The sequence below is a fragment of the Clostridium ganghwense genome, from assembly GCF_026735165.1.
Lineage (GTDB): Bacteria > Bacillota > Clostridia > Clostridiales > Clostridiaceae > Clostridium_H > Clostridium_H ganghwense.
This window is the reverse complement of the sequence record NZ_JAPQES010000001.1, coordinates 37,225-55,381: the sequence shown is the minus strand read 5'-3', so window position 1 is coordinate 55,381 and position 18,157 is coordinate 37,225. Positions and strand designations below refer to the sequence as shown.

21 protein-coding genes are annotated in these 18,157 nt (G+C 29.0%); 15 read left to right on the top strand and 6 right to left on the bottom strand.

All coding sequences use genetic code 11. From position 1 onward, the window contains the following. Positions 1 to 12: 12 nt before the first annotated feature. The 10 genes from OXH55_RS00285 (at position 13) to OXH55_RS00240 (ending at position 7,985) form a co-directional block, all read left to right on the top strand. Positions 13 to 969, top strand: coding sequence for a methionine ABC transporter ATP-binding protein (locus OXH55_RS00285; protein WP_268047406.1), 957 nt, complete (start codon positions 13 to 15; stop codon positions 967 to 969). Beyond that, complete coding sequence (locus tag OXH55_RS00280; protein ID WP_268047405.1) at positions 970 to 1,614, top strand: methionine ABC transporter permease; 645 nt, start codon at positions 970 to 972, stop codon at positions 1,612 to 1,614. It begins immediately after the preceding gene. Between the two features lie 85 nt (positions 1,615 to 1,699). Next, positions 1,700 to 2,515, top strand: a complete 816-nt coding sequence (locus tag OXH55_RS00275; protein WP_268047404.1) for a MetQ/NlpA family ABC transporter substrate-binding protein — start codon at positions 1,700 to 1,702, stop codon at positions 2,513 to 2,515. A gap of 148 nt (positions 2,516 to 2,663) precedes the next feature. Then, positions 2,664 to 2,864 (top strand): 4Fe-4S binding protein, encoded by a 201-nt coding sequence (locus OXH55_RS00270; RefSeq protein ID WP_268047403.1) that lies wholly within the window; start codon positions 2,664 to 2,666, stop codon positions 2,862 to 2,864. A gap of 185 nt (positions 2,865 to 3,049) precedes the next feature. Continuing rightward, positions 3,050 to 3,190: a MerR family DNA-binding transcriptional regulator gene (locus OXH55_RS00265; protein WP_268047402.1), complete on the top strand. Its 141-nt coding sequence runs from the start codon at positions 3,050 to 3,052 to the stop codon at positions 3,188 to 3,190. A gap of 2 nt (positions 3,191 to 3,192) precedes the next feature. Then, positions 3,193 to 3,285 carry a carboxymuconolactone decarboxylase family protein gene (locus OXH55_RS20180; RefSeq protein WP_268048994.1) on the top strand — a complete coding sequence of 31 codons (93 nt, stop codon included), beginning with the start codon at positions 3,193 to 3,195 and terminating at the stop codon, positions 3,283 to 3,285. A 275-nt stretch (positions 3,286 to 3,560) separates the two neighbouring features. After that, positions 3,561 to 5,156: a vanadium-dependent haloperoxidase gene (locus OXH55_RS00255; protein WP_272508948.1), complete on the top strand. Its 1,596-nt coding sequence runs from the start codon at positions 3,561 to 3,563 to the stop codon at positions 5,154 to 5,156. A gap of 232 nt (positions 5,157 to 5,388) precedes the next feature. Continuing rightward, positions 5,389 to 5,889, top strand: a complete 501-nt coding sequence (locus OXH55_RS00250) for a hypothetical protein (protein ID WP_268047400.1) — start codon at positions 5,389 to 5,391, stop codon at positions 5,887 to 5,889. A 67-nt stretch (positions 5,890 to 5,956) separates the two neighbouring features. Then, complete coding sequence (locus tag OXH55_RS00245; protein WP_268047399.1) at positions 5,957 to 6,859, top strand: LysR family transcriptional regulator; 903 nt, start codon at positions 5,957 to 5,959, stop codon at positions 6,857 to 6,859. A 145-nt stretch (positions 6,860 to 7,004) separates the two neighbouring features. Continuing rightward, positions 7,005 to 7,985, top strand: coding sequence for a YeiH family protein (locus tag OXH55_RS00240; protein WP_268047398.1), 981 nt, complete (start codon positions 7,005 to 7,007; stop codon positions 7,983 to 7,985). A 49-nt stretch (positions 7,986 to 8,034) separates the two neighbouring features. Here OXH55_RS00240 and OXH55_RS00235 read toward each other — a convergent pair whose 3' ends face one another. Together OXH55_RS00235 and OXH55_RS00230 are read right to left on the bottom strand one after the other, a co-directional pair. Next, complete coding sequence (locus tag OXH55_RS00235; protein ID WP_268047397.1) at positions 8,035 to 8,763, bottom strand: HAD family hydrolase; 729 nt, start codon at positions 8,761 to 8,763, stop codon at positions 8,035 to 8,037. Positions 8,764 to 8,939: 176 nt separating this feature from the next. Next, positions 8,940 to 9,320: a hypothetical protein gene (locus OXH55_RS00230; protein ID WP_268047396.1), complete on the bottom strand. Its 381-nt coding sequence runs from the start codon at positions 9,318 to 9,320 to the stop codon at positions 8,940 to 8,942. 330 nt (positions 9,321 to 9,650) lie between these two features. On the opposite strand from OXH55_RS00230, the gene OXH55_RS00225 reads away from it, so the two are divergent. From OXH55_RS00225 to OXH55_RS00205, 5 genes are all read left to right on the top strand, one after another. After that, positions 9,651 to 10,490, top strand: coding sequence for a CvfB family protein (locus OXH55_RS00225; RefSeq protein WP_268047395.1), 840 nt, complete (start codon positions 9,651 to 9,653; stop codon positions 10,488 to 10,490). A gap of 61 nt (positions 10,491 to 10,551) precedes the next feature. Next, entirely contained in the window at positions 10,552 to 10,980 is a 429-nt protein-coding gene (locus tag OXH55_RS00220) for a HutP family protein (RefSeq protein WP_268047394.1), read from the top strand. Between the two features lie 427 nt (positions 10,981 to 11,407). Next, complete coding sequence (locus tag OXH55_RS00215) at positions 11,408 to 12,430, top strand: ABC transporter substrate-binding protein (protein WP_268047393.1); 1,023 nt, start codon at positions 11,408 to 11,410, stop codon at positions 12,428 to 12,430. Further along, positions 12,430 to 13,344: an ABC transporter permease gene (locus tag OXH55_RS00210; protein ID WP_268047392.1), complete on the top strand. Its 915-nt coding sequence runs from the start codon at positions 12,430 to 12,432 to the stop codon at positions 13,342 to 13,344. The genes OXH55_RS00215 and OXH55_RS00210 overlap by 1 nt, the downstream gene beginning before the upstream one ends. Continuing rightward, positions 13,307 to 14,104: an ABC transporter ATP-binding protein gene (locus tag OXH55_RS00205; protein WP_268047391.1), complete on the top strand. Its 798-nt coding sequence runs from the start codon at positions 13,307 to 13,309 to the stop codon at positions 14,102 to 14,104. Before OXH55_RS00210 ends, OXH55_RS00205 begins: the two co-directional genes overlap by 38 nt. A 45-nt stretch (positions 14,105 to 14,149) precedes the next feature. Here the strand turns inward: OXH55_RS00205 and OXH55_RS00200 are convergent, their stop codons facing one another. Genes OXH55_RS00200 through OXH55_RS00185 form a run of 4 tightly spaced genes read right to left on the bottom strand, consistent with a single transcriptional unit; the run spans position 14,150 to position 18,107 of the window. Next, positions 14,150 to 15,247, bottom strand: a complete 1,098-nt coding sequence (locus tag OXH55_RS00200) for a GerAB/ArcD/ProY family transporter (protein ID WP_268047390.1) — start codon at positions 15,245 to 15,247, stop codon at positions 14,150 to 14,152. A gap of 21 nt (positions 15,248 to 15,268) precedes the next feature. Beyond that, positions 15,269 to 15,472, bottom strand: coding sequence for a hypothetical protein (locus OXH55_RS00195; RefSeq protein ID WP_268047389.1), 204 nt, complete (start codon positions 15,470 to 15,472; stop codon positions 15,269 to 15,271). Between the two features lie 3 nt (positions 15,473 to 15,475). Further along, the gene (locus tag OXH55_RS00190) at positions 15,476 to 16,687 is read right to left on the bottom strand and encodes a Ger(x)C family spore germination protein (protein WP_268047388.1); all 1,212 of its coding nucleotides are present in this window, start codon (positions 16,685 to 16,687) and stop codon (positions 15,476 to 15,478) included. Continuing rightward, positions 16,635 to 18,107, bottom strand: coding sequence for a spore germination protein (locus tag OXH55_RS00185; protein ID WP_268047387.1), 1,473 nt, complete (start codon positions 18,105 to 18,107; stop codon positions 16,635 to 16,637). The genes OXH55_RS00190 and OXH55_RS00185 overlap by 53 nt, the downstream gene beginning before the upstream one ends. Positions 18,108 to 18,157 lie beyond the last annotated feature (50 nt).

Sequence of the window (18,157 nt, the reverse complement as noted above, 5' to 3'; positions counted from 1 at the left end):
GGGGGAATGGCTTTGATAGAAATACAAAAAGTAGATAAGTATTTTTCAGGTAAAAAAGTTTTAGAGGATGTAAACCTAAATATAGGTAAGGGAGAAATATTTGGCATTATAGGTCACAGTGGTGCTGGCAAATCAACACTTTTAAGATGTATAAATAGATTAGAAAGTTATGATGAAGGTAGTGTTAAGGCTGATTATAAAGAAGTTAATGAATTAAAGGGAAAAGAATTAAGAGAATTTAGAAAAGATATTGGAATGATATTTCAAAATTTTAGTTTATTAAATAGAAAAGATGTTTGGCATAATGTTTCATTACCTATGGAAACATGGAAATATGATAAAAAAGAGATAGATGAAAAAGTTAAAAACCTTTTAAAACTTGTAGGGCTTGAAGATAAAGCGAAGAGTATGCCGAAAGAATTAAGTGGAGGACAGAAACAAAGAGTAGCTATAGCAAGAGCTCTTACTCTTGATCCGAAAATATTGCTTTGTGATGAGGCAACTTCTGCATTAGATCCTAATACTACAAAAGCCATTTTGCAACTTTTAAAAAAAATAAATAAAGAGTTAGGAATAACTATTGTAATAGTAACTCATCAAATGGAAGTTATTAAGGAAGCATGTAATAAAGTAGCTTTAATGGATGGAGGAAGAGTTACTGATGTAGGAGATGTAGAAGAACTTTTCTTAAATCCAAGTGAGCATATGGAGAAACTTCTAGGAGAAGAGGAAATTCTTCCAGAAGAAGGAGTAAATATAAAGATATTTTTCCCAAAACAATTTAGTAAAAATGCAGTAATAACAGCTATGGCCAGAGAACTTAATATGGATTTCTCTATTGTTTGGGGTAAACTTGAGAAATTTGGAGATGATGTTCTTGGAAGTCTTGTAATTAATATTGAAGAAAATCAAAAGGAAAGTGTATGTTCCTATCTTAGTAATAAAGGAGTAAATTGGGAGGTGTTGTAGATGGAATTAAATGAAATTTTACTACCAGCTTTGGGAGAAACTATATATATGGTTTTTATTGCTACTTTTCTTGCTGTAGTAATTGGTTTCTTGCCAGCAATCATTATGGTTATAACAGATGAAAATGGATTAAATCCAAATAAATCAGTATACAAAGTATTTGATATAATTGTTAACATTTTAAGGTCTTTTCCTTTTATTATACTTATGATAGTGATTTTTCCATTTACTAAGATAATAATAGGTAAAACTATAGGAACTACTGCAGCAATTGTTCCTCTAACTATTGGTTCAGCACCTTTTGTTACAAGGATTATAGAAGGAGCATTAAAGGAAGTAGATAAAGGTGTAATTGAAGCTGCAAGGTCTTTTGGTGCAAGTACTAGCCAAATTATTTTTAAAGTTATGCTTCCAGAAGCTCTTCCAGCCATAGTATCTGGTTTAACACTTACAATAATAAGTGTTGTGGGACTTTCAGCTATGGCGGGAGCAATTGGCGGTGGCGGTCTTGGAGATGTAGCTATTAAATACGGATATTATAGATTTAAAACAGATATTATGATATACACAGTAGTAGTTTTGATAATTTTAGTACAGGTACTTCAGACTTTAGGAATGTTTGTATATAACAAGGTAAATAGATAATATAGTTGACAATGGACAGTTATGAATGTTTTTCTTGTGAAAAGCTAAAATAAAATATTTAAATTAATTTAAGGGGGCAATAAATATGAAGAAAAAAATATTATCAATTGTATTAGCAAGTTCTTTATTAATCGGGGTAATTGGTTTAACTGGATGTGGGGCTAAGAAGGAAGCAGCAAAAGAAACTAAGAAGAAAATAGTAATAGGGGCAACACCAGAACCGCATGCTCAAATTCTTGAGAAGGTTAAGCCTATTCTTGAGAAAGAAGGATATACTTTAGAAATAAAAGAGTTTACAGATTATGTTACGCCAAATACAGCATTACAAGATGGTGAGCTAGATGCAAACTTCTTTCAACATATTCCGTACTTAGAGCAATTTAATAAGGAAAAAAATACTGGTTTAGATTATACAGTAAAGGTACACTTAGAACCAATGGGGATATATTCTAAGAAAATAAAAGATTTGAAGGAATTAAAAGATGGAGCTACTATTGCAGTTCCAAATGACCCTACAAATGAAGCTAGAGCCTTGAGAGTATTAGAAAAACAAGGAATTATGAAATTTAAAGAAGGAGAATTAATTTCTAAATTAGATATTACAGAAAATCCTAAGAATATCAAAATTGAAGAGTTAGATGCGGCACAACTTCCAAGAGTTTTAGAAGATGTTGATGCAGCAGTTATTAACACTAACTATGCAATTTCAGCAGAATTAAATCCAACAAAAGATGCTCTTGCAATTGAATCTAAAGATTCACCATATGCTAATGTTATTGCAGTAAAGAAAGAAAATAAAGATAAGGATTATATAAAAGCATTAGATAAAGCTATTACTTCTGAAGAAATAAAGAAGTTTATTGAAGAACAATATAAAGGAACTATAATTCCAGCTTTCTAGGAAAAGAAGAAAATAAAGTGAAAATACTCTAGTTGATTTCAGCTAGAGTATTTTCATTATCATTTATTTAGGGATTGAAAAATTTAAGTGAAAGTAGTATAATTTCAATATACCCTTATGGGGTATTCTGAGTGAGGAGGGATTAATTTTGAAAAAGGCATATATAGATTCAAATAAATGTGATAGATCACCGTTTTGTCCTGTGAAAAGAGTCTGTCCTGTTGAAGCAGTTTATCAAGAGAAAAAAGGATTATTTTCAAAGGGACCAGCTACTGTAGATAAAGATAAATGTGTAGGATGTGGTAAATGTCTAAAAGCTTGTCCAAGAGGTGCAGTAACTATGAAATAGAATTATATATATTGTGAGAATGAAACTTCTTAAGAATTTAGGAATTAAAGCAATCAAATAATAGAATATTAGTTAATTTTGAAAGGGTTAATTCTTAATGGATTAGCTCTTTTTTAATTTATATATAAAAGTCTTGACTTAGAGTAAACTCTAAATGATATATTTTATTTAAGGAGTGAGGCTAAATGAATATTGCTGAAGTATCAAAAAAGTTAGAGGTTAGTTCATATACTTTTAGATACTATGAAAAAATAGGACTTATAAAAGATGTTCAAAGAGATGAAAGAGGAAATAGAGTATTTTTTGATAAAGACATTAAAATGTAGGGCTGACTTATGAAGAAGTTGAAGAGATAATTATTCAAACAGTACCATATTCAGGATTTCCTACGGCTATAAATGCATTAAATGTTTTGAAATAATTTGAAAAAATATAACACGATTTACTTTTAATATATTATTGTTATTTACATTTTTTAGGTTGTTTACCTGTTAATATAAAGCTTAAAAAGCATTGTAAATAGATGCTTTTTTATTTTTTTGTTCTTTTTAAAATTAATAAATATTATCACAAATAGATGTAATTCTTTAATATCATAAGTACATATCTTATATTATATAGATTTTAGAAGGAGGGCAAAAGGTGTTGAACAAATTTATTGAATCAGAGGTGTCCAAAATTATTCAAAACAATAAAATGGAAAAAAATCAGATTTGTGAAAATAATATAAGTAAGGAAGAAAAATCAAATGAAAATTTAAAATTAAGTAAATCTTGTGAAACTGGACCATTAACACCTCATCAGAATAGTGAAAAAGCATATAAAATCCGTAAAGATGCAGCTAGCTTTCAAAAGGATCTCCCCATGCCAGGTCACCCTTGTAATACAGATGAAGGATTATATTCAAAAAAAATTGCAAACTACTCTAAGGCATTGCCACATAATAAATTAGGTGAGGTTAAGATAAGAGCCTATAATATATGGATTAAAGCGTTAACAACAGGTAATCCTGAAATGTTTGAAGATTTACCTTTAGGTGGCGTTAGAAAATTTGCCAATCCTCAGGCTTCATATGCATTCGATTTGGAAGGTCCTAATTCTCATCAATTAACTATGCCTGCACCACCTAATTTTAATAGTGCATGGATGGCTAGTGAAATGGCTGAAGATTATTGGAGAGCATTAACTCGTGATATACCTTTTGCAGAATATGATACTGATCTTCTTATTCATGAAGCTGTTTATGACATGTCAAATTTTTCAGATTATCATGGACCAAAACATGGTGGAGTAGTTACTACAGGAACATTGTTTCGTGGTAATACTGCGGGAGATTTAGTTGGGCCTTATATTTCTCAATTTTTGTGTAAGGATGTTCCATTTGGAACTAAAATTTTTAAGCAGCAATACCGTACTGCATTAGCTGCAAAGGATTATATGACTTCATATGATGAATGGTTAAACATTCAAAATGGAGGTGTTTCTAGTAGTTCAGATGTATTTGATCCTAAACCACGTTATATTCGAAATGGTAGAGATTTAGGAGAGTGGGTTCATAGAGATTTTACGTATCAAAGTGTCTTAAATACTTGTTTGATTCTATTAAGTTTTGGAGACAAAGCACTATGTTCAGAAAATCCTTATTTATATTCAAAAACACAAGTTGGTTTTATTACTTTTGGGTCAGCATATATTTTAGATTTAGTTGCAAAATCAGCAAGAATAGCACTAGAAGCTGCTTGGTTTCAAAAATTCTTAGTTCATCGTCGATTGCGTCCAGAGGAATTTGGAGGACGTATTCATAATAATTTAATAGGGGTTACTAATTATCCTATTAATTCAGAATTATTAAACTGTAAGGCTATTTCTAAAGTTTTTAATAAATATGGAACATACTTATTGCCTATGGCTTATCCAGAAGGCTGTCCTACTCATACATCATATCCAGCTGGTCATGCTTGTATTGTTGGAGCAGGTGTTACTATGATGAAAGCTTTCTTTAATGAAGATTTTATTATACCTAATCCAGTTGTAGCTAGCGCCGATGGTTTATCGTTATATTCTTATTCAAATAGACCTTTGACTATAGGCGGTGAATTGAATAAACTTGCTTCTAATATTTCTCTTGGTCGTGATACTGCAGGTGTTCACTGGCGTTCGGATGGAACAGAGGGGCTAAAAATAGGTGAAGCTGTTGCTATTGGTATTCTTCATGATTTTAAGAAAACTTATAATGAGGATTTTAAAGGTTTTTGTCTTAAAAAGTTTAATGGAACTACAGTAACAATTTAAGGTGGTATGACAGCGGAAAATTGAACTGAATAGTTGAACTAATAATTAAAAATCAAGCAAGCTCTAAATTTAAGCATTGCTTGATTTTTTGTTTTTATTGGATTTTTAGCAAGAAAAGTTGAAAATAAAAAGGGTTAATTTTTCTTTTAAAATAAAATGTAAACACTTAATTAATGATTTCACCGAGAATACATACATATACTAAGGGAATATATATAATAGGGGTGATTTAATGAAAATAAAAAGAAGTGAAGTATTACTATTGATTAGTATTATTATATTTATGTTTATAGGCTGCAAGAAAGCTCCGGCACAAGATCCTGTGAAAAATGATTTAATGAATTATATTAGTAGTGTTTCAGAAGTTTTTGTACTAGAAGAAAATGTGCTAAAAGAGTATAGGAAAGTTGTTGGCGAAAATTATAAAGAAGAAGATACTCATATAATCATTAAAAAAATAGTTATTCCAAAATATACAGAATTTGTACAGACATTAGATAATATTAAACCAAAAACAGATGAAGTGAAACAGCTTCATGAAATTTATAAAAAAGCAGCATATATTAGATTAGAGGCTTTTAGGCAGATGGAAGAAGGGTTTGAAAAGAAAGAGGGAACATTAGTGAAAGAAACAGATAAAAAGCTAGATGAAGCTCAAAATAGTATAAATAAGTATAGGGATCAGCTTACTGAATTGGCAGAAAAGCACAAAATCAAAATAAAGATTAAATAATTAAAGCATAAATTAATGTTATAATTAAACATATAGATAAAAATATTTGAATGATTGGGAGAAAAAAATGTTAGGAACTAGACTATTAACTTTTCTTACAGTTGCTAAAATTAAAAATTATACTAAATCTGCAAGAATTCTTAATTTAACTCAACCAGCTGTATCTCAGCATATTAAATTTTTAGAAGAACATTATGGAGTTAAGTTTATTAAAAAGAATGGAAGGAATATAGAACTAACACAGGAAGGTGAAGAATTTCTAGAATATGTTAAAGAACTAGAGGTCAAGGAGAGAGAAATTTACAAAAAGCTGAAGAATAAATCATCTGTAGAAAAAACTTATAACATAGGTGCAACTTTAACAATAGGTGGTTATGTACTTCCCAAAATTTTAGGTAAATATAAAGAGCAGTATCCAAACATAGAAATAATACTAACTGTAAATAATACAAAAGAAATATTGAGAAAATTATTAAGAGAAGAAATAGACTTAGGATTAGTGGAAGGACCTTTTGATAGAAATAAATTTGAATATAAAAGATTAAAGGAGGATGAGTTAATATTAGCTTTTTCGCCTAAACATGAATTTTCAAAAGAAGAATATGTTCAATTAGAGGATATACTTTCAGGGAAGCTTATTTTAAGAGAAGAAGGTTCAGGTACAAGAAAATACTTTGAAAATACTTTATTAGATGAAGGATATAGTGCAAATGATTTAAATATCTATATGGAAGTAGGGAGTATAGATGCCATAAAAGCTCTTGTAGAAGCAAATTTGGGATATACAATTATATCAAAAGCTGCTATTGAAAGAGAATTAAAGTTAGGTGTCATAAAAACTGTACCTATAAAAAATAAAAGGTTAAACGTGGTTAATTTTTATAGAGAATTCAATTTTGTATATTTATCAGGAAGTATGAATAATTATTTAAGTGATTTCATGGAGTTTTGTTTTGATTCAATTATATAAGGAAGTAGTACTATATAAGGCTATTGATAGATATCAATAGTCTTATATTTTAGATTATATATAACAAAAATTTATGGAACTATAATAAATTATAATTTTAATTTATGTAAAAGCTTTGATATAATTCATATGAGGGGTGATTAATATGGAAAAGATAAAGAAAATGATACCTGGAATTATTTTTGTGTTTTTAGTTTCTGTTTTATCTATGTATATAAATGATTCTATAAAAAATGTGATAAACTTAGAAGCATTAACTATAGGAATTATTATTGGTATAGTTTATAACAACACAATAAAAACTCAAACTGTATTTAAAGAAGGAGTAAAATTTTCTCTTAAAAAGCTTTTAAAGGTTGGAATAGTGTTGTTAGGTTTTAAACTTAATTTTAATTCTCTTTTAAAATTAGGACCTAAGGTTATTTTGATGGTATTAATATTTGTTCCAAGTGTTTTAATACTTTCAGTACTTTTAGGAAAGCTTTTTAAGGTTCAAGATAAGTTGGCTACCTTAATTGGAGTTGGTTCATGTATATGTGGAGCTTCAGCTGTAGTTGCCTTAGCACCTACAATTAATGCAGATGATGAGGATTCAGTTGTAGCGGTTTCTATAGTTAGTTTTTTAGGAGCTGTAGGAGTTTTAGTATATTCAGCAATAGCTGTAACCAGCAGTATAAGTAATATTCAGTATGGAATTTGGTCTGGAATATCTCTTCATGGAGTTGCCCATGCTATTGCAGCAGCTTTTGCTAGAGGAGATTCAGCAGGAGAAATAGGAACTTTTGTGAAAATGGCAAGAGTTGTAATGCTTGTACCTGTATCTTTAGCTTTGGGAATTATTTGCAATAAAGGTAATGGTAGCAATAAAAAAGCTAAATTTCCTATGTACGTACTATACTTCATTATTGCAGGAATAGTTAGTTCTACTGGCATTATACCAGCTAACATATTAAAAATATTAACTAAATTAAGTTCAATTTTCATATTGATGGCTATGGTAGCTATGGGACTTTCTGTAGATTTTAAAAGTATTAAGGATAAAGGAATGAAAGCATTACTTATAGGAAGTATAGTGTTTTTGATTACTTCAACATCTACTTATATGATTGTAAAAAGTTTTATATAAAAAAATAAATGAGCTCAAAAATTCAACTAAATTTTTGAACTCATTTATTTTATACATCTATTGAGTTAGCATCAAGTTTATAAACTACATCTTTTCTTTCTACAATTATTTTAATTTTTTCACGAGTTTTTGTATCTTCTAAAAGTTTGTTTATAAGTTCTTTAGTAGGATTTATTGCTGTTGGATGTTTAACTGATTTTAGCATAGAAAAATCTCCAGCAGTATCTCCATATGCATAGCTCTCACTTAAATCAATATTATATTTATCAATAAAATGCTGTATAGCTTTACTTTTATTTACACTATCCCACATAGGAACAATTTCGCCAGTGTAATTCTGGTTATCATCAAGGATATACTCTGTTCCAATAAAATCATCAAATCCATGTTTAATAGCCATTTCACGTACAAGCTCTTTTGGACTTCCTGAAATTGTTATAACAGTATGTCCTTGAGCTTTGTGCCAAGCTATCATATCTCTTGTATAAGTATAAACTCTATCTCCTTTTTCTTTAATAACTTTTTTAGCTATGAATTCTATTTGAGTTTTATGAAGTCCTTTTACTGCTTCAATGTATATATCTGCCATTTTTATCAAATAATCATCATAATTACCCAGTCTTTTATCCCATTTAATGTAGTAATCTCTTACATCGTTATACCATCGTTCAGGTTCAATTATTTCGGATTTAATTAATTTTTTAAAGATTTCAGTTATTAATCCCTCTCTATATAATGTTCCATCAATATCGAAAAATGCTGCAATTGTTTTTTTCATAGCTATATTTCTCCTTTCCTCAATGCATTACTATAATTTCAAAATATACGTGTTAAATTTTGTTATATCTAAAGTTTTTAATATCAATTATACAATAAAATATAATGATATACAAATAGGAATTTTATGATTGGCAGAGAAGAAATAAAAGATAAGCTTATTGGTGAATTTAAAGCTTATCTTTTATTAAGAGGTAAGTAATTAGATTTTTTTATAGGATTAACTTTATAGGAGGTTTCAGAATCATCATCTGAAAGTTGAGGAGTTTTTTTGGAAACCATGTTTGAATGGGCCATCATAGCGGTTACAGCTTGCATTAAAATTTTATTTTTAGTAATCTTAAAAAGTTCTTCGTTCATGTCTATAGTTTCTGTTGGAGGTTCTATACAAGTTAAAGTTTTGGAGGAACTTTGTTTGATTTTTTCAGCATTAGATATGGAATTTATTGAATTTTTTATTGTAGCAAATGAAGGCTCAGTATTTGAAGCATTTGATACTTTATGAATAGTTCTAGTAGAATTAATTGGAGGAATATTTGAGGCTATGGTTAAATTCATAAATTAATCCTTCCTTAAAATTGATAAAAGTTTTATATCATTATATGAAAGAAGTAAATAAATGATGCCAAAATATATACTTATTAAGAGAAGGAATATTTTTGTTAAGTGTAATTAAAAAAATCAAAAGAGAGATAATAAAAACGATAGATTAAAAAGCTAAATTTTTAGGAATAAACTAACAATGCAACAAATGCAAATATGTAATATATATATATGTTGACGAGAAATGCCAACGTAGATTACAATAAAAGAAGTCTTATAATAGATTAAAAATAATGTAGAAATTTATTGAATAATAAATAATAATAAAGTGAAGGTGAAAATCAAATGATAGAAATGGGAAAAATTCAAACTTTAGAAGTTGTTAATATTGCAAAAATTGGTGCTTACTTAGATGGAGGAACTGATGATTCAAACGATAATATTTTAATTCCAAATAGTCAATTGCTAGAAAATGTACAAGTGGGAGATAAATTAGAAGTATTTATTTATAGAGATTCAGAAGATAGAATTATTGCAACAAGAAAAAAACCATTAATTCAAGTTGAAGAACTTGCAAATCTTGAAGTTAAACAGATCACAAGAATAGGAGCTTTTTTAGATATGGGTCTTGAAAAAGATTTATTATTGCCATTTAAAGAGCAAAAGTATGAAGTGAGTGCAGGAAATAAATATTTGGTTGCAATGTATGTTGATAAAAGTGATAGATTAACTGCTACAACTTATGTTGGAAATTTTTTAAGAACTGATAGTGATTATAAGAAGAATGATAAAGTTAAAGGAACAGTATACTCAGTTAATCCTGAACTTGGTGCTTTAGTTGCTGTGGATAATAAGTACAAAGGATTAATACCAAAAAGCCAGTATTTTGAAAAAATAGTAGCTGGTCAAGAAATAGAAGCTAGAGTTGTTAGAGTCAGAGAGGATGGAAAGTTAGATTTAGCTACTAGAGATGTTGCTTATAAGCAAATGGACAGTGATGCTGAAATGATTTTAAAGAAAATAGAGAGATATGATGGTTTTCTTCCACTAAATGATAAGAGCAATCCAGATGAAATTAGAGATAGATTAAAGATAAGTAAAGCTGCATTTAAGAGAGCAGTAGGAAGATTATTAAAAGAAGAGAAAATTGTTCAAACAGAAAAAGGGTTAAGACTAAAAGAGTAACGAAATTATCATTAATATAATATAATTTAAATTATAAGTACAAAACATTAGAGGTGAAGTAATGAAAGCTAATAGTATTGAGGTAGCAAAGGCTGCAATAAAGATGGCTACATCTGAAAGAAGTGAAGAGAAAAGGCTTGAAGCAGCTTTTAAAGAGAGAAATATATTAACAGCAGCAGTAGATATAGGTGGAAGTCTTAATGCTTCTATTTCTAAAATTATGGAAAGAGCCCTAGTAGCTTCTAAGCGTACAGGGATTATTAAAGATTGTCATGTTCATGATGGAGCTGTAGTAGGGGCAGCAAGAGAAGCTATACTTCAAGTGGCGGCTAAAGCAAACGGACTTAATGTAGGTGGAAAAATTGGTATTGCAAGATGTGGAGAACATATTAGTGTATGTATTTTTGCAAGCATTGGATTACTTCATTTAAATGAAGTTGTTATAGGATTAGGACATCGTTCTATACCTGATGATGATAAAAGATGTTGACAAATATATTAGTATAATGTAGAATATAAGAAATTTAATTAAAAAAATTTCACATAAAAGTATTAGTAGTGAATTAATGGAATACAATTTAATAGAAATAGATTGAAGCATGGTAGATTAATAGAAGAATAGAAGAATAGTAGAATAGTAGAAGAAGAGGTTTTGATAGAAATAAAGATAAGTTAAGAGAAGAATGGTAGAAGAAAGCTAAAATTAGATATGGAAAAAATAAGCAAAGTAACAAAAAGCTTATTTAGTATATATAATTTTATTAAAAATAGCAGTATGGTAGTTTGGTAGGAGATATGGAAAGTTATTAGGTGATATACAATACATGTTTGTATTTATATTGCTTTAATAAGTATATAAAAAATACTCTCCTAAGGGAGAGTTTTTTATTTTAAAGAATTTTTAGGAGGATGGTAGTATGGTAGGAAAAAAATTATCAATTTTAGTTTCAACAATATTATTGGTAGGAGCTTTAGGTGGCTGTTCAAATTCAAAGACATCCAAAGCAGGAAATACACAAAAAGATAATGTAAAAAAAATTGGAATTACTCAAATTGTAGAACATCCAGCATTGGATTCAGCTCGAGAAGGATTTATTCAAGCACTTAAAGATAAGAATTATGTAGATGGTCAAAATATAAAAATTGATTTTCAAAATGCACAAGGAGATATGCCAACAACTCAAACAATTGCTGATAAATTTGTTAATGATGATGTGGATTTAATTTTGGCAATTGCAACTTCATCAGCACAAGCTTCGTATAATGCTACTCAAAAATCTAATAAAGATATTCCAATAGTAATTACAGCAGTAACAGATCCAGTAAAGGCAGGAATTGTAAAATCTATGGATAATCCAGGAACAAATGTAACAGGTACTTCTGATGCAGCACCTATGGATGGACAATTTAAACTTATAAAAAAGATAGTACCTTCAAGTAAAAAAATAGGTATAGTATACAATACTAGTGAAGTGAATTCAGAAGTTCAAGTAGATGAAGCAAAAAAAGTCGCAGCTAATTTTGGGTTTGAAATAATAACTCAAGGTATTACAAGTGAAAATGAGATTCCACAAGCTTTAGAAGCAGTTTTAGATAAAATAGATGTACTATATGTAATAAAAGATAATATGGTTGCTTCAGCAATGCCAACTGTTACAAGAAAATGTTTTGCTAAAAAAATACCAGTTATAGGATCAGAAAGTGCTCATGTAAAAGCAGGTGCAATAGCAACAGAGGGAATTGATTACAAAAAGCTAGGATATGAAACGGGACTTAAAGCAGTGCAAATTTTAGAAGGCAAAACACCATCAGAAATACCAGTTGAAACTCAAAAGGAATCAACAATAGTGATAAATCAAGATGCAGTTAAGAAACTTAATATAAAAATTCCTGAGGATATATCTTCAAAAGCAGAAAAGATGACTGGGGGCGTTGAATAATGGAAGGTTTCTTATTAAGTGTATTAGAGCAAGGTCTTATTTTTGCTATAGTTTCATTAGGTGTGTATATTACTTATAAGATATTAGATTTTCCAGATTTATCAGTAGACGGTACATTTCCATTAGGTGCAGCAGTTACGGCTTTGTGCCTTTCAAAAGGAATCAATCCTTTGGTGGCATGTTTATTTTCGATTTTTGCAGGCATGATAGGTGGATTAATAACTGGAATGCTGCATGTTAAGCTAAAAATAACAAATTTATTATCTGGAATATTGGTTATGATAGCGTTATATTCAGTTAATTTAAGAATAATGGGTAAATCTAATATATCATTTTTTAAATTTAATACTATTTTTACATCAGCAAAGTTTATAAATTCGGTAATTCTTATTGCACTATTTGCAGTTGGGGTTAAATTATTATTAGATTTATTTTTAAAAACAAAGATGGGATTTATGTTAAAAGCAGTAGGAGATAATGAACAGCTTGTTACATCTTTAGGAGTTAATAAGGATACTATAAAAATTATTGGTCTTATGATTTCAAATGGTATAGTTGCATTAGGCGGTTCTATAATGGCACAGCATCAGGGTTATGCTGCCGTTGGAATGGGTACTGGTACAGTAGTAATAGGACTTGCAGCAGTAATACTTGGAGAAGCAGTGCTAAAAAGATTAAAATTTGTTAGAGCAACTACTATGGCACTATTAGGGGCAGTGCTATATAAACTTGCTATTGGTGCATCTCTTAGAATGGGGCTTCCACCTTCAGATTTAAAACTTATTACTGCGGTTATAGTTATTGCAGTATTAGGAACTAATAATTTAAGCTTTAGCTTTAAAGGAAGGAAAAAGGAAGAAAGAGAGGTGAATACTATTGCTACAAGTAAAAAATCTATACAAGGTATTCAATAAAAATACTGTTAATGAAAATGAAATTTTTAATAAATTTAATTTAAAGGTAAATAAGGGGGATTTTATAACTATAATAGGTAGTAATGGGGCAGGAAAATCTACACTGTTAAATATAATTTCAGGAACAATACCTGTAGATGAAGGGGCTATAATGTTAGGAGAAAATGAAATATCAAAGTTTGCAGAGCATAAATGCAATAAGTTTATAGGAAGGGTATTTCAGGACCCATCAAAGGGAACATCACCATCTATGACTATACTTGAGAACATGTCCATGGCATACAATAAAGGAAAGAAATTTGGTCTTGGTTTTGGAGTTAATAAGAAAAAGATTTCTTATTTTAAAGAATTACTTTCAAAACTTGAACTTGGACTTGAAGATAAGCTTAATACACAAGTTGGACTTTTATCAGGAGGACAGAGACAGGCACTTACTCTTATAATGACAGCTATGTCAAATCCTGAACTTTTACTATTAGATGAGCATACTGCGGCATTAGATCCTAAAACTTCAGAAAAAATAATAGAGCTTACCAAAGATATAGTAGACGAAAAAGGTATAACAACTCTTATGGTAACTCACAATTTAAATCATGCTATAAAGTTAGGGAATAGACTTATAATGCTTCACCATGGGGAGGTTATTTTAGATATAAGTGGAAAAGAGAAAGAATCTCTTACTATAGAAAAATTGCTTAAGCTTTTTGAAAGTAACAAGAAAGAAGACTTAATTAGTGATAGAGGGCTATTTGCATCATAGAATAAAAATGCTGCATAAGTTATAAGTAACTTATGTAGCATTTTTTTATAAATCGTTGTTTTTTTCTAATTTTCTAATTCTAATTTCTGACACAATAAATACTATGCTAGTAAGTACAATTTGAATAATAATAGCATAGGGAACATATACATCCTTAAGAAAAGTTTTTTGATCCATAGTATCAGTATAAGCTAAATATCCTAATATTGAGGCTAAAAAAGTTACAGGAGCTGCAATAGTTCTATAGTCCTTAACATTAAATAAATGTGAAATACCTTTTACTGCTGCAAACAAAGTTGATGTTATTTTAGCAAAACCTACAATCATAAAAATTAAAATTACAGCTATTTCTATTCTCTGAAAAAATTCTCCCACAGTAAGTCTTCGTAAGCTCATATATGAAGGGAAATATGCCTTTGAAAAATCACTTTTTCCTAAAATAGATATGTCTAAAAAAGTAATACTAAAAAGCACTATTGTTCCTAACAAAACACCTTTAATCAAAACCTTGTAGCATGAATTATTGTTTTTTAAGCAGTCAAAAAACATTAAAAAAATTACATCTTGCGTAAATGGAAAACCTAATGCATAAATTGTTCCTTGCATAACTGGCTTTACACCATCATACATAATAGGTACAATATTATCTAAATTAATTAATTTAGTAAGAAATATTATCATAATACCTACAACAATAAATACTATAACTATAAAAAATTCACACCATTTTGCAAAAGGTTTTACTCCTTCTTTAAGAGTTAATATACTTAATACAACAATCAAACTTAAAGATAGCATTTCAGGGGTATCATCTAAACCTGCTATAGATATAAATTCTCCTACAGCTCTAAATAAAATAGATGCTAAATAAACTGCATTCCAAGTAAATAATACAGCAAAAAATTTCCCTAATATTTTTCCGAAAATAATATCTAAAAATTCAAAAAAATTACTACTATGAAAATGACTAAGGAGTCTTCCATACATTAATTGAAAAGGAATAGAAATTAATGCAGCTAATATAATTGATATCCAAGCGTTTTCTTCTGCTGGTCTAGCTGCACCATAAATCATAGCTGTACCTATTGTAAACATACAAACCATACTAATTGCCTGTCTATCAGATATTACTTCTTTTTTCATATAACATCACCCAACCATTAATTATGTAAAAAATTTTACTAAAAATTCAACAACTCTAGCAAAATGACGAGGTATAAGTTCTAAATAAGCCATTGTTCCAATTACTAAAGTTAACAATAACAAAAATGTGTACAAAAATAATTCTCTATTTTTATTATTTTTGTATAGGGTAGCTACCTCAAATATTCCAAATAAAAAATACAAAATTAATATACTGTGTGTCATAGCTTACTCCTCAACTTTTAATGGGTTTGAATATAAAGCACTTCCTTTTATATTTACTTTAACATTTATTTCATAAGAAATATTCTCAAAAATATTATCCCAATCATCTTCTACTTCTCTCCAAACATCTGGCATTTTATTCTTTACAATTTCTCCAAAGCCCAATATATCACTTTTAAACTCATTTTGAGCCTTATGAATAATATGTGCTGCATTATCTTTTATTATTTTTGTAGCTTCGTCTTTTAAAGTATTTTTTCCTTCTTCACTTATAATGTCAACGTCATAATTCATAACTTCTCCTATAAAGGAGTTAGTCGTTATATCTATTTTCATGAAAATATTATTATCTCTATATATAGGAATTATTTTGGTTTTACTATTATCAATTTCTAAAGTTATTTTTATAGGTTTAGAATCTACCTTCCACTTAACTGGCAAAACCCCTCCCTTTTCTCTATTTCTTATAACTCTTAAACTTTTTGATTCTTTTGAATTTAAAGTACCTATCATTTTATCTTTTTTAAAAACAGCATTACCAAAAATTAATGGTTGATTGATTTCAGCTATATCTTCCATTCTAATTAATGGTAGTAATCCATCTTTTCCCTTAAGAGATAAATCATCTCTGAATTCATACATTTTGTACGGATCATATTTTGATGTAGTCTTTACACTTTTAAGAGCATCAGGAATATAAAAACCGAGCTCTTTTCCGTGGGTACTGAGTTTTAATATATCTGCTGCAGAATATCCTCCAGTAGAAACTAAGACCCATATATCTTCTCTTGTTTCATCATCTCTAGCAAAGAAATCAAATACTGAAGAAATACCTTCTCGAGCAATGTCTTCACTTACTATAATAAATTTTAAGTGACCCCAAAAAATTCTTTTACCACTTTCTATTATAAAATCCCTTATTGCATCAAAAAGAGTTTCTCCTTCTGTTTGCCTAAAACTTGTATGTAAAAATTTTTCTTCTACAGATATCATTGGTTTTACAACTTGAGTAGTTAATATATAGTTATCCTTTTTCATATCTATAGCAACTCCTATAACCATTGGCATATCATCTATCTCTCTATAATTCCAGCAACCTGAAAAGTATATACACATTGTTCCTAATATAAAAATAGCTACTGATTTTCTTAATGTTTTCACTTCATTTCCTTCCTTTGTTTTTAATCTTTCTTCTAACTCTATTTTTGGATACATCTTTAGGTCTATAATTCATATTCCACAATGGCATTCTAATGGCTACATCTTCAATATCTTCAATGTTTTTGGGAATTACGTAACTCATGTAATCTATGCCATAGCTTTTCATAGACATTAAAACAATAAAAATACCCATAACTCCAAAAATATAACCATATAAACCAAAAATAAAAGATAAAATTATAAGCAAAAATCTTATTACCAACATAGGTTCCAACATAACAGGTAGAGCAAAACTAGATATACCAGTTATTGCTGTAATAATTACTATTGGGGCACTTACGAGCCTAGCGCTTACAGCTGCTTCACCCAGTATTAATGCTCCAACTATACTTATTGCCTGACCAATATTCTTAGGCAATCTTGTTCCAGCTTCTCTCAATATTTCAAAAGCAATAAGCATAATTAGAATTTCTATAATTGAAGGGAAGGGTACTCCTTCTCTAGCCATTGCAATACTTAAATATAATCTAGTAGGAAGCATTTGATGATGAAAAGTTATGAGTGCCATATATACTGCAGGCGTACTAGTAGATAAAATAAAGCATAGAACTCTGAGTATTCTGTTAAAAGTAGCAAATATATAATGTCTGTAATAGTCCTCATTAACTTGAAAATTTTCTATGAAAAGATAAGGTATAGTTAAAGCTAAAGGAGTTCCATCACAAAAGACTGCAATTCTTCCTTCCAGAAGTTTACCAGCAACTACATCTGGTCTTTCTGTAGTGCCTACAGTCATAAAAGATGAAAATGGCTCATCCTTAATATATTCCAATATATATTCAGAATCTAAAATACCATCAATATCAATATTATTTAATCTTCTTTTAAGTTCATTTAGAATTTTAGATGAGGCAAATCCTTCTATGTATGATATACATACTTTAGTGTTGGTTCTTTCACCTAATTGCATATACTCAAATTTCAGAGCAGGATTTAATATTTTTCTTCTTAAAAGAGATGTATTTACAATTATTGATTCTGTAAATCCTTCTTTTGGTCCTTTTACTATGCTCTCAGAAGTAGGTTCACTTATATTTCTTCTTTGCCATCCTTTGGTATTTAAAATAATTCCTTCAGAAACTCCATCTATTATAAGTAATGTATCTCCATATTCTACACTATTGATAATTGTATCTATATCCGAGCTTTTGACTATTTCATCACAGATTAAAAGCTTATTTGTCAGATAGTCTAACAATTCATTTCCATGAATATTTTCATTTATAGATGTACTAACTAGCGGTCTAATTATGTTTTCATTTATAATTTCACTCTTTACCATTCCTTCAATAAAAACAATACAACATCTTATACTTGAATTTTTACTTTCAAACCGTCTAAATTTTACTGAATTATCATTCTTAAATCTATTTTGGAGTTCATTTATATTTATTTCTAAATTGGTACTATACATATTCACCATTTCCTTATATTTAACTTATATAGTGTATTGTTTTCTAACAT

Excerpts from the sequence above, each read along its gene's own strand:
- OXH55_RS00190 (WP_268047388.1), bottom strand. The coding sequence starts at position 16,687 with ATGTATCCAAAAATAGAGTTAGAAGAAAGATTAAAAACAAAGGAAGGA.
- OXH55_RS00265 (WP_268047402.1), top strand. The coding sequence starts at position 3,050 with ATGAATATTGCTGAAGTATCAAAAAAGTTAGAGGTTAGTTCATATACT.
- OXH55_RS00255 (WP_272508948.1), top strand. The coding sequence starts at position 3,561 with ATGGAAAAAAATCAGATTTGTGAAAATAATATAAGTAAGGAAGAAAAA.
- OXH55_RS00245 (WP_268047399.1), top strand. The coding sequence starts at position 5,957 with ATGTTAGGAACTAGACTATTAACTTTTCTTACAGTTGCTAAAATTAAA.
- OXH55_RS00210 (WP_268047392.1), top strand. The coding sequence starts at position 12,430 with ATGGAAGGTTTCTTATTAAGTGTATTAGAGCAAGGTCTTATTTTTGCT.
- OXH55_RS00185 (WP_268047387.1), bottom strand. The coding sequence starts at position 18,107 with ATGTATAGTACCAATTTAGAAATAAATATAAATGAACTCCAAAATAGA.
- OXH55_RS00230 (WP_268047396.1), bottom strand. The coding sequence starts at position 9,320 with ATGAATTTAACCATAGCCTCAAATATTCCTCCAATTAATTCTACTAGA.
- OXH55_RS00275 (WP_268047404.1), top strand. The coding sequence starts at position 1,700 with ATGAAGAAAAAAATATTATCAATTGTATTAGCAAGTTCTTTATTAATC.
- OXH55_RS00250 (WP_268047400.1), top strand. The coding sequence starts at position 5,389 with ATGAAAATAAAAAGAAGTGAAGTATTACTATTGATTAGTATTATTATA.
- OXH55_RS00235 (WP_268047397.1), bottom strand. The coding sequence starts at position 8,763 with ATGAAAAAAACAATTGCAGCATTTTTCGATATTGATGGAACATTATAT.
- OXH55_RS00200 (WP_268047390.1), bottom strand. The coding sequence starts at position 15,247 with ATGAAAAAAGAAGTAATATCTGATAGACAGGCAATTAGTATGGTTTGT.
- OXH55_RS00240 (WP_268047398.1), top strand. The coding sequence starts at position 7,005 with ATGGAAAAGATAAAGAAAATGATACCTGGAATTATTTTTGTGTTTTTA.
- OXH55_RS00280 (WP_268047405.1), top strand. The coding sequence starts at position 970 with ATGGAATTAAATGAAATTTTACTACCAGCTTTGGGAGAAACTATATAT.
- OXH55_RS00195 (WP_268047389.1), bottom strand. The coding sequence starts at position 15,472 with ATGACACACAGTATATTAATTTTGTATTTTTTATTTGGAATATTTGAG.
- OXH55_RS00225 (WP_268047395.1), top strand. The coding sequence starts at position 9,651 with ATGATAGAAATGGGAAAAATTCAAACTTTAGAAGTTGTTAATATTGCA.
- OXH55_RS00215 (WP_268047393.1), top strand. The coding sequence starts at position 11,408 with ATGGTAGGAAAAAAATTATCAATTTTAGTTTCAACAATATTATTGGTA.
- OXH55_RS00220 (WP_268047394.1), top strand. The coding sequence starts at position 10,552 with ATGAAAGCTAATAGTATTGAGGTAGCAAAGGCTGCAATAAAGATGGCT.